Annotated in this window: 16 protein-coding genes; 8 read left to right on the plus strand and 8 right to left on the minus strand. The window is 71.4% G+C overall.

Going from position 1 to position 14,551, the window contains the following annotated elements; genetic code table 11:
* Window positions 1-2 precede the first annotated feature (2 nt).
* The gene (locus tag ETD86_RS00915; RefSeq protein WP_138664134.1) at window positions 3-929 is read right to left on the minus strand and encodes a nucleoside hydrolase; all 927 of its coding nucleotides are present in this window, start codon (window positions 927-929) and stop codon (window positions 3-5) included.
* A 240-nt stretch (window positions 930-1,169) separates the two neighbouring features.
* Window positions 1,170-1,586, minus strand: a complete 417-nt coding sequence (locus tag ETD86_RS00920) for an OsmC family protein (RefSeq protein WP_138664135.1) — start codon at window positions 1,584-1,586, stop codon at window positions 1,170-1,172.
* A 145-nt stretch (window positions 1,587-1,731) separates the two neighbouring features.
* Here ETD86_RS00920 and ETD86_RS00925 point away from each other — a divergent pair, with 145 nt between their 5' ends.
* Together ETD86_RS00925 and ETD86_RS00930 are read left to right on the plus strand one after the other, a co-directional pair.
* Window positions 1,732-2,424: a ferredoxin reductase domain-containing protein gene (locus ETD86_RS00925; protein ID WP_138664136.1), complete on the plus strand. Its 693-nt coding sequence runs from the start codon at window positions 1,732-1,734 to the stop codon at window positions 2,422-2,424.
* Window positions 2,425-2,483: 59 nt separating this feature from the next.
* A complete protein-coding gene (locus tag ETD86_RS00930) occupies window positions 2,484-3,260 on the plus strand; it encodes an FAD:protein FMN transferase (RefSeq protein WP_138664137.1) in 777 nt (258 codons plus the stop codon).
* Here the strand turns inward: ETD86_RS00930 and ETD86_RS00935 are convergent.
* Complete coding sequence (locus tag ETD86_RS00935) at window positions 3,257-3,526, minus strand: hypothetical protein (protein ID WP_138664138.1); 270 nt, start codon at window positions 3,524-3,526, stop codon at window positions 3,257-3,259. The genes ETD86_RS00930 and ETD86_RS00935 overlap by 4 nt on opposite strands.
* Before the next feature lie 134 nt (window positions 3,527-3,660).
* Here ETD86_RS00935 and ETD86_RS00940 point away from each other — a divergent pair, with 134 nt between their 5' ends.
* Window positions 3,661-4,041 carry a phage holin family protein gene (locus tag ETD86_RS00940; protein WP_138664139.1) on the plus strand — a complete coding sequence of 127 codons (381 nt, stop codon included), beginning with the start codon at window positions 3,661-3,663 and terminating at the stop codon, window positions 4,039-4,041.
* Window positions 4,042-4,047: 6 nt separating this feature from the next.
* Window positions 4,048-5,400: an aromatic amino acid ammonia-lyase gene (locus ETD86_RS00945; RefSeq protein WP_138664140.1), complete on the plus strand. Its 1,353-nt coding sequence runs from the start codon at window positions 4,048-4,050 to the stop codon at window positions 5,398-5,400.
* Window positions 5,401-5,457: 57 nt separating this feature from the next.
* Here the strand turns inward: ETD86_RS00945 and ETD86_RS00950 are convergent, their stop codons facing one another.
* Together ETD86_RS00950 and ETD86_RS00955 are read right to left on the minus strand one after the other, a co-directional pair.
* On the minus strand, window positions 5,458-6,447 hold the full coding sequence (locus tag ETD86_RS00950) for a LacI family DNA-binding transcriptional regulator (protein WP_138664141.1): 990 nt from the start codon (window positions 6,445-6,447) through the stop codon (window positions 5,458-5,460).
* Between the two features lie 102 nt (window positions 6,448-6,549).
* Complete coding sequence (locus tag ETD86_RS00955) at window positions 6,550-7,746, minus strand: MFS transporter (protein WP_138664142.1); 1,197 nt, start codon at window positions 7,744-7,746, stop codon at window positions 6,550-6,552.
* A gap of 64 nt (window positions 7,747-7,810) precedes the next feature.
* On the opposite strand from ETD86_RS00955, the gene ETD86_RS00960 reads away from it, so the two are divergent.
* A complete protein-coding gene (locus ETD86_RS00960) occupies window positions 7,811-8,806 on the plus strand; it encodes an ArsR/SmtB family transcription factor (RefSeq protein WP_138664143.1) in 996 nt (331 codons plus the stop codon).
* Here ETD86_RS00960 and ETD86_RS00965 read toward each other — a convergent pair.
* Window positions 8,775-9,752: a LacI family DNA-binding transcriptional regulator gene (locus tag ETD86_RS00965; protein ID WP_246147480.1), complete on the minus strand. Its 978-nt coding sequence runs from the start codon at window positions 9,750-9,752 to the stop codon at window positions 8,775-8,777. The two genes, ETD86_RS00960 and ETD86_RS00965, sit on opposite strands and share 32 nt — an antisense overlap.
* A gap of 70 nt (window positions 9,753-9,822) precedes the next feature.
* On the opposite strand from ETD86_RS00965, the gene ETD86_RS00970 reads away from it, so the two are divergent.
* Together ETD86_RS00970 and ETD86_RS00975 are read left to right on the plus strand one after the other, a co-directional pair.
* Window positions 9,823-10,995: a CynX/NimT family MFS transporter gene (locus tag ETD86_RS00970; RefSeq protein WP_138664144.1), complete on the plus strand. Its 1,173-nt coding sequence runs from the start codon at window positions 9,823-9,825 to the stop codon at window positions 10,993-10,995.
* A gap of 16 nt (window positions 10,996-11,011) precedes the next feature.
* A complete protein-coding gene (locus ETD86_RS00975; protein ID WP_138664145.1) occupies window positions 11,012-11,677 on the plus strand; it encodes a hypothetical protein in 666 nt (221 codons plus the stop codon).
* Here the strand turns inward: ETD86_RS00975 and ETD86_RS00980 are convergent.
* Both ETD86_RS00980 and ETD86_RS00985 read right to left on the minus strand, forming a co-directional pair.
* Window positions 11,649-12,179, minus strand: a complete 531-nt coding sequence (locus tag ETD86_RS00980; protein ID WP_138664146.1) for a cysteine dioxygenase — start codon at window positions 12,177-12,179, stop codon at window positions 11,649-11,651. The genes ETD86_RS00975 and ETD86_RS00980 overlap by 29 nt on opposite strands.
* 80 nt (window positions 12,180-12,259) lie before the next feature.
* The gene (locus ETD86_RS00985) at window positions 12,260-13,129 is read right to left on the minus strand and encodes an amidohydrolase family protein (protein ID WP_138664147.1); all 870 of its coding nucleotides are present in this window, start codon (window positions 13,127-13,129) and stop codon (window positions 12,260-12,262) included.
* Between the two features lie 369 nt (window positions 13,130-13,498).
* On the opposite strand from ETD86_RS00985, the gene ETD86_RS00990 reads away from it, so the two are divergent.
* Window positions 13,499-14,467 (plus strand): sugar-binding transcriptional regulator, encoded by a 969-nt coding sequence (locus ETD86_RS00990; protein ID WP_138664148.1) that lies wholly within the window; start codon window positions 13,499-13,501, stop codon window positions 14,465-14,467.
* Window positions 14,468-14,551: the final 84 nt, after the last annotated feature.

The raw sequence follows: 14,551 nt of genomic DNA on the forward strand, positions 1-14,551 counted from the left end.
CATCATCCGAGCCGGACAGCCAGCCGTTCGTAAGCCCCCATCGCCAGGTCCCAGAACCTCTTGACATCCAGCGAAGTCGCCACCAGCGCGTTCGCCCGCCGGTCCCCGACCCCGAAATCCGTCACCGTCATCCCGCGCGTGTAGGTCCCGGTCGTCTCCACGTTCACCACGGCGGGAACGCAGGTGAAGAGGGAAGGATCCAGCACGTACGCCACCGCGCACGCGTCATGGATGGCCGGCCCGCCCTCGGCCGTCACCGCCTTGTACGACTGCGAGGCCGGCACCAGCAGCTCCGCCAGCCGCCCGAGCGGCCGCATGCGGTCGAGCACGTCCATGGTCACCACGGCGGACAGCGTCACGTCGAGGCCCAGCTGCTTGACCGTCCATCCGGCGTCGAAGACGATCGCGGCCGCCTCCGGGTCGGCCAGCATGTTGAACTCGGCGGCCGGGTTGTGGTTGCCGCGCGTGTAGGAGCCGCCCATGATGACCAGGTCGCGGGCCCATTCGACGACACGCGGCTCACGGCGTACGGCGAGGGCGACGTTCGTCAGCGGCCCCACCGCCACCAGCGTGATCTCGCCGGGCGCGGCCCGCAGCGTGTCCACGATGAAGTCGACCGCATGCCCCTCGGACGGGCTCCGCAGCGGCGCGGGCAGCACCACGTCGCCGAGCCCGGTGACCCCGTGGACGTCGGCGGCGCGCACCGTGTGCCGCAGCAGCGCGCCCGCACTGCCCGGTGTGACCGGCACGTCGCCGAGGTCCAGGAACTCCCTGAGCGCCAGCGCGTTCGCCGTGGTCAGCGGGAGGTCGACGTTGCCGCCCACCGTGGTGACGCCCACCACGTCCAGGGAGTCATGAGACCCGGCGGCCAGGGCCAGGGCGAGCGCGTCGTCGATGCCGGGGTCGCAGTCGATGAGAACCTTCTTCACGGAAAGGGAGGATACGCATAGATCGGGCCGGGCAGTTCCCCCAAAGCTGCCCGGCCCGATCGGCGGCGGTCCAGGCCGACGTCTTCCCCCAAAAACGCCGGCGGTCCCGCACTAGCGGCCCGCGGTCCCCCTCCGCGTCCGCTTCGGTGAAAGTCCTCAGCCAGTCGCAGAGCTCCTGACCTGCTCCAACGCTACCGAGACGAATGCAACGGTCGCGTCATAACGGGGTCGAATATCTGTTTAATCCGACTCTGTTTCGTCTGGCGGGGACATCTCCAGCTTGACCTCCGTGCCCTCTCCCAGGGACCTGCTCACCGTGCAGTACTTGTCGTGCACCCGCCCGGCCACCGCCCGGAACACCTCGTCGGCCTTCTCCGAGGGCACTTCCACGTCGTACGTGACGGTCACCGGACCGAGCTTGTTCGGTTCCACCTTTTCGGACTCGACGGTCATGGCCAGCCGCAGCAGCCGGTGCCCGCGCTGGGCGGTGAGCGGCTCGACGGTCACGATGTTGCATCCACCCACCGCCGCCAGCAGCAACTCCACCGGCGAGAACACCCCGTCGTCCTTCCCACCGCCGATCCGCACCTCGGCGCCGCGGCCGTTCACAGCCCGGAACCCGCCGTCTTCGGTCCGCTCAACTCGCACATTAGCCATGTTTGGGACCCTACCGACAAGGCACCTGCCCATGCGCCTGCCGCCCCACCGTCATGCCTGGTGAAGGCCGTAGCGGCAGTCACATTTAGCAGATTCCTCATCGGCACTCAGCAACCTTTCATGTTCGTTCAGCATCGTGGTCACCATGGCAAGCCAGGCGAATGCGAATCATGGCCCGGTCCTGTTCTGGAGCGGTGTCGCGGTTGCCGAGTTCGGCGCGATCCAGCCGGGTTTCGGCTACCCGTGGACCCCCACCGCCTACGCCGCCGCGGGGCTGCTCGTGGCGCTCGGCTTCCTCAGTGTCGAGGCCGCCGACTACCTCCGCACCGAGGAAGCCAAGCAGCGCCTGCGACTGGGCGGCTACCTGGCGGGAGCGCTGCTGGTGGCGCACCAGTTCAGCTCGACCGCGTACGTGACCGACCTCAGCCGCGCGGGCTCCCTCGTCCTGTACACGATGGCGGCCGTGATGGCGGTCTGGAGCCACGAGGTCCCCCACACGGCCAGGGGCTCCTTGCTCATCGCCACCGACATGGATCCGGCCGCGCTGCGGGCCCGCCTGGCCGGCGCCACCGACACGGTCGCCATCTACCGCACCGAGCACCCCACCGACGAACTCCGGAACCTGGAGGCCAGGTACGGCCTCATCCTCGTCGTCGGCCACGAGCACGACCCGAGAGCCAAGGAGCGGCTGAGCGCTTCCGGCCTGAGTCGTGAAATTCCCGACATCGGCCAGCGCAACGTGGTGGTGGCCGGGCCGCGGCAGTTCAAGCGGTACGTCAGCGGCGCACTGTCACGCCTTGCCATCCCAAAATCACAGATTCATTGCAAATCTAGGTAAAAGGTTTAACTCCACATTACGTATCGTCTGCGACGGTGGTCTGCGGACAAGGAGGCAAGGTGACGACTTTCCCCGGAAGCGCACATGTCGAAATGGTCATGGGCTTGCCCGTCAGCGTGGACATCCGCACCGCCCTCCCGGCACGGGAGATGACGCCCCTGCTGGATGACGCTTTCGCCTGGCTGAGGTGGGTGGACGACACCTTCAGCCCGGTCAAGGAGGACAGCCAGATCGGCCGGCTCAACCGCGGCCGGACGATCAGGCAGATCCCTGAGCTCATCGAGGTCCTGCACCGCTGCGAGGAGCTCAGTGAGGCCACCGACGGCTGGTTCGAGCCCCGCATCAACGGCGTGACCGACCCGTCCGGCTACATCAAGGGCTGGGCGCTGGAGCGCCTGTCCCGCGCCCTGTGCAACGCGGGCGCGGGCGACCACCGCCTCACCGCGGGCAACGACATCCGGGTACGCGGCTCGGCCGCCCCCGGCAAGCCCTGGCGCATCGGCGTACGAGACCCGCGCAAGGACATCGTCCGCAAGGTCGTCTTCGCCCACGACCTCGGCATCGCCACCTCGGGCGGCGCGCCCATCGTGAGCCCGCGCACCGGCCAGGTCCAGGACGGCTTCGGCTTCGTCACCGTGATCGGCCCCGACCTGGGCGTGGCCGACGCGTACGCCACCGCGATCTACGCCATGGGCCCGCTCCTCGCTCGCCGCTACGCGACCGGCCTCGCCGCGTCCGGCCCGTACCAGACCCTGATCGTGGGCAGGGACGGCCAGGAGTTCAGCACGCCGGGCTTCACGGCGTACGGCGGCGCGGAGGCCCGCATGGCGGGCTAGGCGTCCGGATGTTTACGCAGGTATTCGATGTAGACCGGGCGTAGCGCCTCCCCCAGCTCGCCCTCCCCCGCCGCGATGGCGTCGCTGAGCAACGCGGACACCTTGGTGAGGTCGGCGTCGGTCTCGTGACCGGTGGCGGCCTCGGCGGCGGGGATCACCTTCAACAAGTCCCACAGGAACCCCAGGTCGCCGTGGCGTACGGCGTACCGCACCGCACGATCGTGCAATTCGTTCGCCGGCAACGATTCGAGCCCGTTCGCGTCCATCTCGCTCCCTCCCCTGCACGCCTCTTCCCCGCGTTCGGGCGGCGATAACCGGTGACTACGAACAGTGACGACCGGGCATCGTTCTGACTGCGCCTCTACCGCGGCGCCGATCGCAAGTGGGAGGATCAACCAGCGTGAGATTCATCATCAGAACCCTCGCGGCGGCAGCGGCGCTGTGGGTGGCCGTGCAGTTCATCGACGGCATCGACGTCAACGCTCCCACCAACTCGGCCCGATACTGGGGCGTCCTGCTTCTCGTGGCGCTGATCTTCGGCATCGTGAACGCGATCGTCAAACCCATCGTCAAGGCCCTGGGCTGCGCGATCATCGTCCTGACACTGGGCCTGTTCCTGCTCGTGATCAACGCGGCCATGCTACTGCTGACCAGCTGGATCGCGACCCAGTTCGACATCCCCTTCCACGTCGACAACTTCTACCCGGCCGCGTTCTGGGGCGCGATCATCGTCAGTGTGGTGAGCTGGCTGCTGGGACTGTTCATCCCCGACAACGACTGACCATCCATGGTGCTGCTCGACGGCGCCGGACTGACCTGCGCGCAGGTCCACGAGGCCGCGTACGGCCGGGCCCGGGTCTCGATCGCCTCCCTCGATCGGGCCCGCGCCGCGTGGGTCACCGCTCAGGAGCTGACGGGCCCGGTGTACGGCCGCAGCACCGGCTTCGGCGCCAACAAGGACGTCACGATCGAGGCGCCCGGCCTGGACCTGCTACGCAGCCACGCGTGCGGCGCCGGGCCGCCGATCGAGCCCGCCCGCGCCCGGGCGATGCTGGTCGTCCGGCTCAACCAGTTGCTGGCGGGCGGCTCCGGCATCGATCCGGCCGTGCTCCCGGTGCTGGCCGACGCGGTCAACCACGGCTTCACGCCGCCGATCCGCACGTACGGCGCCATCGGCACCGGCGACCTCACAGCCCTGGCCACCACCGCCCTGTGCTTGCTCGGCGAGCTCCCCTGGCACCACGAGGCCCCTCCCGCGCGGGAAGCGGCCCCGGCTCCCCGGTATCCCCTCGCCTCGGGCGACGCGTTGCCGTTCGTCAGCTCAGGGGCCGCCACCCTGGCCGATGCCGCGATCGCCTGCCACCGACTGCGTCTCCTGCTCGGGGCAGCCGTCGACGTCGCCGCCCTGTCGTTCACCGCGGTCGGGGCCTCGGCCGAGCCGCTGGCCGCCGCCGTACAGGAGGCCCGCCCGCACCCCGGCCAGGCCGCCGTCGCCGCCCGCCTGCGCGGGCTCCTCGCCAGGGAGCAGGCCGCCCGCATCCAGGACCCGTACGGCTTCCGCGCCTTCGCCCAGGTGCACGGCGCCGCCGTGGACGCCCTCGCCCGGGCCACCGCCACCGTCGAGATCGACCTCAACGCCGCAGCCGAGAACCCGCTCTTCGCCGGCGCCCTGGCCTGGCACAACGGCAACTTCCACGCTGCTCCCGTGGCGTTGGCCGTGGACGCCGTCCGGACCGCGCTGGTACAGACGGCCCAGCTCAGCACGGCCCGCCTGGCCGCCCTCATGGACCCGGCCTACACCGGCCGCCACCCCTTCCTCGCCGACCGCCCCGGCGCCTCGGGCGTCCTGATCCTCGAGTACGTGGCCCAGGACGCCCTGGCCGAGCTGCGCCACCTCGCGAACCCGGTGACGACCGGGACCGCGGTGATCTCCCTGGGCGTCGAGGACCACGCCGGGTTCGCCACCCAGGCCGCCCGCCACGCCCTGCGCTGCGTGGAGCCCTTGGAGCTCGTCCTGGCCTGCGAGCGCGCCGCGGCCACCCGAGCTCTCGACAACCCGCCCCCGGACCGCCCACTCACCGACGACCTGGAGGAGGCCCGGCGCGCCCTGACCACCTCCACCACCCACCTCACGCACTGACCACCGCGAGCGCCACACGACCGGGCCGGCCGTGCGTGCGGCGCGGGGGTGGGCGGGTCAGGAGAGCCGGGCCACCGAGCCGCGCTCTCTGAGGGTGGGGGCCTGGACGATGCGGCGCCGGCGAGTGGCGCCATCGGCCGCCGCCGAGATGAGCCGCACCCCCGCCCGCACGATGCCGTCGATGTCCCAGTCCACCGTCGTCAGCCCCGGCGTGAGCAGGCCCGACATCGGGTGGGCGTCATACCCCATGACCGACACGTCGCCGGGAATCGACAGCCCCAGCTCCTGGGCCGCCGCGTACACGCCGTACGCGATGGAGTCGGCGAAGCAGAAGACGGCGCTCGGCTTGTCCTCGGCGAGGATGTCGCGGGCCGCCGCGGTCGCCGCGGCAAGGCCGTGCAGGGCGGTGGTGACCCCGATGTCCAGCCCCAGCCGGTCGGCCTCGGCCGTGACGTGCACGTCGGCGGGGCGGTCGGGCGTGCTGGCCCTCGTCGGGGTGAGAACGGCGATCCTGCGGTGCCCCAGGGCACGCAGGTGCTCCAGCGCCAGCGTCACCCCCAGCCGGTTGTCGAAGATCACCTCTCCGGCCGTGCCGGCGAGTGAGTCGCCGATCGCCACGACCGGGAGCGACTCGCCCAGCTCCTTCCAGAACGCCGCCGAAGGGTCGAGCGGCTGAACGATCATCCCGTCCACCCGCTGGTCCCTGAGCTGCAGGGCCAGGGCCCGCTCCCTGGCGGGGTCGCCGACCGCGTCGAGGATCAGGGCGTAGCGGTCCTTCTCCCGCAGCCCCCTGCTGATGCCGACCGCCAGCGACTGCTGCCACAGGTCCTCGAGCGAGCCGCAGAGCAGCCCGATCATGCCGGTGCGCCCGCTGGCCAGGGCCCTGGCGATGGGATCAGCCTCGTAGCCGAGCTCGGCCGCCGCGGCGCGCACCCGCTCCATCGTCTCCTCGGACACCTGCAGTCCGCGTAGCGCGTAGGAGACCGCCGCCGGTGACAGGCCAGTGGCCTGGGCCACCTCACGGATCGTGGCTCTCTTGCGAGGCATTCCGCCAGCCTATTGCGTAGCTCCGACAGAATCGGAATGTGCATCCGCGCCCGTCGGCTCGGATCCACGAGAAGGACCGGCCGACCCCCATACGGCGGCAGGTCAGCCGCGGGCAAGGCGTGGTGCGGGCGACGGGCGCAGCACGCCGGCCAGGGCCAGCGCCACCAGGATGCTCCCGCCGCCCGCGACCGCTATCGCCGGGCCAGGACCGATCCCCTCGCCCAGCGCCCCGACCAGGGCCGCGCCGACCGCCTGGCCGGTCATCAGCCCCGCGGACTGCAGTCCGAACGCCTGCCCGCGGATGTCCTCGGGCACCGCGTCCACGAACCGCCGCTGCAGCCCGAGCTGGTACGCCAGCCCCGCCGTCGCCACCGCCGCCAGCACGGAGGCCCACACGATCCCCGGCCCGAGCGCGTAGCCGATCCAGGGGATCCCCAGCAGCACCGCCAGCGGCAACGACAACCTCTCGCGCAGCGTCGGCGCGGCGAACCTGCCGACCGCGAACTCGCCGACCGCCATGCCGCCCGCGGCCGCCGCCAGCACCACCCCGGCCTGCCCCTGCCCGCCCAGGTACGGCACCACCATGGCCTCGGCGCCGGCCAGGAACACGCACGGCAGCCAGCCGGCCAGCAACAACCCGCGCACCTGCCCGTCGGCCAGCAGCCGCCGGTTGACCCGCAGCGTCACGCGTACCGCGCCGCCCTCGGCCGCGCCCCGTGCCGGCTGGTGCGGCAGTCCGATCCGCAACACCACGGCGGCGACGACCGACAGGACCGCGGTGACCGCGAGCGCCGCGGACGGCCCGGCGAAGGCCAGGAACGCGCCCCCGGCGGCGAGCCCGACGACCTGCCCGCTCGCCGAGGCGACGTTGAGCACCGAACGCCCCAGCACGAATGCGTCCCCGGGCAGCACCTCGGGCAACATCGCCGCCCGCGCGGCGAAGAACACCGGCGAGAACAACCCGGTGACCAGCACCAGCGCTAGCAGCGCCCACACCGGCAGCCCCGCGTACGCCAGCAGCAGGCACGTCACCGCCCGGATCAGCTCCCCGGTGATCATCAGTGCCCGCGGCGGCAGCCGATCGGCCAGCGACAGCAGGAACAACCCGCCCAGGATGAACGGCAGCCACCCGGCCATGTAAGCCGCGGCCGACAACCCGGGCGAAGCCGTCTGCGCGTAGACCAGAACGGCCAGGGCCAGCATCTTGATCACATCGCCGACGATCAGCAGCACGAAGCTGCCGAACAACACCCGGAACTCCCTGACGGCGAACACCTCGCCGAACGTCGCGCCCCTCATGGTCTCGATGGTGGGACCGATGCCGCCGCCCCGCGACTTTTTCGGATATAACCGAAAGGTGCCCATGAGGATCGAGGTCGTCCCGCAGGACCTGATGGCCAGCAGGTTCGCGATCTCGCCGTTGATCGAGACCATGCACGCGCAGTGGGTGCTGGCGGGCCGCTACGGGGCCGGCGTGAACAGCCGGTGGGCCGCACGCCGGCGCGGCACGTACGAGAAGCTGAGAGCGGAGCACCCCATTCTGCGCGCCGCCGCCGCGATCAGCGGCAACATGGGGAACGCGAACGTCGACTTCATCGCCCCGCCGCCCACGGCCGTGGACGTGCCGTTCGAGGCCGAGCTGGCCGCCATGCGGGCGACGCCGCTGGAGCAGGCGCACGCCGAGATCGTCCGGGCGCTGGCCAAGCAGCCGCCCGTGACCGGCTGGGTGCGGGATCTGCTGCTGGGGCCAGAGGTGGTGCGGCGGTTCGCGGACGCGTACGAGGCGCTCTGGACGGAGATCCTCGCCCACGACTGGCCGCGCTTCCGCGCGATGCTGCAGCGGGACATCGCACAGCGGGCCGGCCGGCTGGCGGCCTACGGCTGGGCGGCGGCGCTGGAGGACCTCAGCCCGCGCGTCCACTGGCGCCGCAGCGGCCACATCGAGCTGGAGATGCGGCTGGACACCGGCGGGCTGCACCGGCTCGGCGGCAAAGGGTTGCTCTTCCTGCCCTCGGCGTTCATGACGAACATCGCGGCCTACCTGGAGGAGGCGTGGCCGTACGCGCTGATCTACCCCGCCCGGGGCACCGCGGCCGCTCCTCCGGCGCCCGACGCCGACCTGTCGTCGCTGATCGGCCGCAGCCGTGCGCGCATCCTCGCCGAACTGGCCGAACCGGCCACGACCACGCAGCTCGCGGCCCTGCTCGGGCAGAGTGTGGGCACCACGGGCGGGCATGTGGCGGCGTTGCGCGGGACGGGCCTGATCGCCGGCACCCGCGTGGGCCGCAGCGTCCTGTACGCCCGCACGCCGCTCGGCGACGCGTTGATCAAGGGAGCTCGCCCGAGCCGCGGGGGATGAGGCGTACCGGGAGCTGGATGTGCTCCGGCGGCCCCACGTCGCCGCGCAACCGGCGGAACAGCAGCTCGGCCGCCACCCGCCCCATCCAGGACGGATCCTGCGCCACCACCGTCACGCCGGGCCGCAGCAGATCGGACAGCTCGAAGTCGTCGAACCCCACCAGCGCGATCGGCCGGCCCGCCAGTGCCCGCAGCGTGGTCACGGTGTAGCGGCCGTTGCCGCTGAACAGCGCCGTCGGCGGTCGGTCCGTGGCGAACATCCTGTTCAGATCCGCCCGCACCCCCTCCAGCGTGGGCGGCCGCATGGAGACCATCCGCGGGTCGTACAGGCCGCCCAGGGCCGCGCGATAGCCGCGGTGCCGCTCGGCGGCCGTGTAGATCGCCGGGTCGTCGCCGAGGAAGGCGATGCGGTGATGGCCGTGCCCGAGCAGGTGGCGGATCGCCTGCTCGGCCCCGCCCGCGTTGTCGGCGAGCACGGTGTCCACGTCGAGCCCCGCCTCCGGCGGCCGGTCCGCGAACACCACCTTCGTCCCCGCCTCCAGCTCCGGCCGCAGGTACGTGTGGTCGTCCCCGGCCGGCACCACGATGAGCCCGTCCACCCGGCGGGTGAAGAACGTCTCGACCAGTTCCCGCTCCCTGACCGGCTCCTCTCCGGACGAGCCCGTCAGCAGCAGGCATTCGTGGCCGATGACCACGTCCTCCACGGCCCTGCTCAACCCTGAGTAGAACGGGTCGGCGACGTCCCCGATGACCAGTCCGATCGTGGCCGTCCTGCCGCGGCGCAGCACCCGCGCGCTCTCGTTGCGGCTGTAGCCGAGCCGGTCGATGGCCGCGCGCACGCGCTCGGCGGTGGCCGGGTGCACGCCCGGCTCCTCGTTCACGACGCGCGAGACGGTCTTGAGCGCCACGCCCGCCGCCGAGGCGACGTCCTTCATCGTCGGTCTCACGCCAGGATCATGTCTCACCAGGTAGGGGGCAGACAACGTTGTCAAGGCGGCTGTGCGAGAGTGTTCCCCTATGTCGTTGAGATCCGCCGTGCTCGTCGCCGGATTCGTCCTGGCCGCGCTCAACCTCCGGCCCGCCATCGCGGGCGTCTCCCCGCTCCTCGACGAAATCATGAAGGACGTAGGGCTCTCGCCCGCGGGCGGCGGCGCGATCACCACGGTCATGGTGATCTGCCTGGGCGTGTTCGGCCCGGTCGCGCCGCTGCTCGCGCGGCGCATCGGCCTCGACCGCATGTTGCTGGCCGGGCTCCTGGTCATCGCCGCCGGCGTGGCGCTGCGCGGTCTCGACGGCGCGCCGGTGCTCTACCTCGGCTCCGCCCTGGCCGCCATCGCGATCGCCGCCATGAACGTCGCCATGCCCGCCGTCGTCAAGCAGCACTTCCCGTCCCGGATCAACCTGATGACCGGCGTCTACGTCGCGGCGGTGGTGGCCGGCGCCGCCACCGCCTCCGCGGTGATGATCCCGGCGGAGCACGCCACCGGGTACGGCTGGCGCGGCGTCTCGGCGCTCCTGGCCGTCCCCGCCCTGCTCGCGGCCCTGCTCTGGCTGCCCCAGGCGCTGGGCGAGCAGGCCGGGCCGCAGAACGGTCCCCGGCCGATCGGCATGGTCCTGCGCAGCCGCGTGACCTGGTACGTCACCGCCCTCATGGGCCTGCAGTCGCTCACCTTCTACGTTGTCCTGGCCTGGCTGCCGACGATCTTCCTTGACCACGGCCTGCCCGCCGACCAGGCGGGCTACCTGCTCAGCCTCACGAACCTGGTCCAGGTCGGCGCCTCGCTGGCGGTCCCGGTGCTGGCCGGGCGGCGGGCCTCGCAGGTGCCGTACGTGGTCGGGGCGGGCGTGCTGACCGTGATCGGCTATCTCGGCGTGCTGCTGGCCCCGTTGACCGCGCCGTGGTTGTGGATGATCGTGCTCGGCGTCGGCCAGGGCGCGTCGTTCGCGCTCGCACTGCTGATCATCGCGCTACGCCCGGCCGACCCCGCCACGGTGACCGCGCTGTCGGCCGTGGCCCAGTCGGTCGGGTACGTGATCGCGGCGCTGGGCCCGATGCTCTTCGGGCTGCTGCGAGAGGTCTCCGGCGGGTGGTCGGTGCCGCTGGTCGCGGTGCTGGGGGTGCTGGCGGTGCAGATCTTGGCTGGCTGGTTCGCCGGACGCCCTGCTACTTTAGGTAAGGCTAACCTTTAGGGGAGGGTGTTCCAGCGTGCTGACCGAGGCGCTCCAGCGCATGGCCGACGGGCGCGGCGGAGTGATCGGGGTTGAGCCCGGCCTCGTCATCGAGCCCGACGAGAGCTGGACGCCGGTCGCGGAGCTGCTGCGGGAGCCGTACACGCTGCTGGACGGGCTGATCAACGAGACGGCCGGGCGCTGGAACGCGCCACGCCACGTCGGGGCGGCGCTGTTCTGGAAGACCTTCGCGTACTGGCACACGCTGCCGATGGCGCTGGGGTGGGCGCTGGACGGGCGCGTGCCGGTCATGCGGCTCGCGGACACCTACGTCAGGCCGTCCGACGCCGGGGTGACGATCGCCGCCACCCGCGTGAGCTGGGGATCCGGGGCTGCCGCGATCCGCGACGCGCTGGCGGAGTCACAGGAGCCGCTGGTCAAGGCCATCAGCGCGCGGGCCAAGGTCGGGGAGCGCACGTTGTGGGGCTCCACGGCGGAGGCGTTCGCCCACCCGCTGACGGCCATCGTGCCCGGCGACTACATGGCGTTGCTCAAAGAGATCGGCCGGCCGGTCGACGGGCTGGTGGAGCCCACGGACGACGGCTACTTCCGCAGGACCTGCTGTCTGTGGATCACGCTGCCCGACGTGGAGCCCTGCGGAAGTTGCTGCGTCCTCAGGCCACGGCGTCGTCCAGCGGCCTGAGCTCGTCGGCGTAGCTGACGGACACGCGACGCATGACGCCGGTGCCGTCGATCGAGTACTGCCCCAGCCGCCACAGCGGCGGTGAGTACGCGTGGATCGACACGCTTTCGTCCACCGCCCCGGTCAGCCGGTGAATGTGGTCAGGCCCGAACGAGAACGACTGCCCCTCCGGCATCACGGTCTCCAAGTGCTCGCCGCCGATGCGCGGGTTGCACTCCAGCAGCGCGCCCTGAACCACGTGGACGGCCCCGGAGGAGATGTCGTGGTCGTGCCAGCCCGTGTCGTCCTCCGTGCGCCAGCACAGCACCCAAACGTCCACGTACGCGTCGCGGTGCAGTGAGGCGTAGTGCCGGCCGCCGTCCTCGGGAAACTCCACGAGGTCGCGCCACTCCTCCGGGCGGGCGGCCAGCTGGTCCACCAGGTCGCGCAGCTCGCGCCGGTCGAGCGTGCGCTCGGGGAGCGCGGCACAGGTGCCCCCGTCCTGGATCTGGTTCGTGCTCACGTACGAGTCTCCTTTCCCTGCTCATGGCCTCACTCCGTGAGGCAGGCTCGGTCGCCAAATGCCGCCGCCTGCTCATGGCCTCACTCCGTGAGGCAGGCTCGGTCGCCAAATGCCAACAGTCGACGGGGGTTGGTCACGCGGATGGCATGGGTGGCCGCCGGGCCGAGCTTCGGGTCCGGCGCCGTGGCGTATGGGGCGTCCGAGCCGTTGACGACGACGTCGATGCCCAGCTCGCGGACGATCGCGTCGATCGCGCGCGGGCCGTAGGAAGAGGTCTCCACGAAGGTGTTCCTGTCGACCAGGCCGCGGCCGGTCCCGCCCCTGGCGATCAGGCGTTCGGAGTGCAGCGGCGCCAGGCCGGCCAGCAGCGCGAAGCACACGCGCAGCCGCGGATGCCTGGGCCTGACGACGGCGTGGAAGTAGTGCCACGCCTGGTGCATCTGCTGGACGTACGGCACCACCGCCGGCCACCACGACGGCAGGCCGTCGGCGGCCTTCGCCGGGCCGGGGTGCACGAAGAGCGGCAGGTCCCGGTCGGTGAGCACCTCCAGCAGCCGGTCGTCGGGCACGGCGGTCGCCGGTATCTGCAACCCGGCGCAGCCCCCGTCGAGGTCCTTGGCCAGCCGCTCGGGGTCGGGCTCGCTGTGGCAGGTCGCCGCCCAGACGCCGAAGGGCTCACCCAGCGCCAGCGCGCCGTCGTGATAGGCGTCGAGCAGCGGCCAGCACTCCTCGGGGGGCAGGAACTCGATGCCTAGCGGGCTCGACATCGACACCAGCGCCAGCTCCAGGCCGGTGGTGTCCCGGTGCTCGTGGTCGGCGGGATCCACCTCGTACGGGGGCTCGCCGTCGAGGATCAACGTCCACCCGTCGAGGTAGGGCGGAGACGTGCGGGCACGCAGCGCGTCGACGAACGACCCGGTCCACAGATGCTGATGCACGTCGATGCTCACGCCCACACCTCCCTGTATTTCCTACAAGTATTGCAGGTAAACACACCACCTGCGAAACGAGGCTCGTGAACCGCTTCAGTGATACGTTTCAGTGAACCGCTTCACGTGGTCATCTGTCAACGGCTCGCCCGGTGCGGACGCAGCCTGGCCTGCGTGATGAACACCAAGGTCAACCGGTGCCGACCAGGCCGGCGACCGCATCGCCAGACCACCCGCCGCCACCCTTTCCGACCCGACCGCAGAGTCTCGGTCAGCACGCTCACGGATGATGCAGGCGAGCAGAGAGGGCTCATGCCCTTCATACGGGAGAGCACAAAGGTATAGTCGTTGCACATCAGTTCAGCAAGCTTGTTCACAAGGAGCGCGTGCATGAACGCCGCCGACGTCGCCCCCGACGCGCAGCAGGGCAGGTTCCCGCACGAGCTGATGTACGCGGCGGCGCAGCAGTACTACATGGAGGACGCCACCCAGGGCGACATCGCCAAACGGCTCGGCGTCTCCAGGGCGACCGTGAGCAGGCTGCTCACCGAGGCACGCAAGCAGGGCATCGTCGAGATCAAGGTGCACCGTCCCGCCACGCTGGCGGAGGGCCCGCTGGCCGACGAGGTCGCGCAGGCGCTCGGCCTCGAGCATGTCTACCTGGTGCCCAAGGTCAGCGGCCCGACGCTGGGCCCCTGGCTGGCGCCCGGCGTGGCCCGCGCGCTGGCCGCCGCGGGCCTGGAGTCCGGCGACGTCGTGCTGGTCTCCTCCGGCAGCACCGTCTACGAGTGCGCCCGCGAGGGGCTCGGCAGGTTCCCCGGCGTCACGATCGCGCCGGCGGTCGGCGGCCAGCAGGAGCCGCAGCCGTGGTTCCAGACCAACGAGACCACCCGCATCCTGGCCGAACGCGTCGGCGGCGTGCCCGCCTACCTCTACGCGCCCGCCCTGCCAGGACCCGAGCTGTTCTACTCGCTGCAGCACGAGCCGTCGGTGCGCCGCGTGATGGACCTGTGGGCGCACGCCAAGTGCGCGCTCGTCGGCGTCGGCTCCGCGCCGCTGATGCGGCAGACGGTGCCCGCCCTCATGCCGCGCGACGCCGACAGCCTGCGCCAGGCCGTGGGCGATGTCTGCATGCGCGTGTACGACCGCGACGGCGCCCCGATCACCTATCCGGGCAGCGAGCGCCTGGTGGCCACCAAGCTGGAGGAGTTGCGCCGCGTCCCCATCGTGATCGCGGTCGCGGTGGGCGCGGAGAAGGTGCTCTCGATCGTCGCGGGAGCCAGGGGCGGCTACTTCAACCGGCTCGTCACCGACACGCCGACCGCGGAAGGCCTGGTGGCCGCCGCTCGCCAGCTCTGAACATCTGTGCTGGACAAAGTTTCTGACCGCGCGCTAACGTGAGCCGCACCACGGGATTTCCCCTCGTGTGAGGGCATGCCCGTG

Source organism: Nonomuraea turkmeniaca (assembly GCF_005889735.1).
GTDB classification, from domain to species: Bacteria; Actinomycetota; Actinomycetes; order Streptosporangiales; family Streptosporangiaceae; genus Nonomuraea; species Nonomuraea turkmeniaca.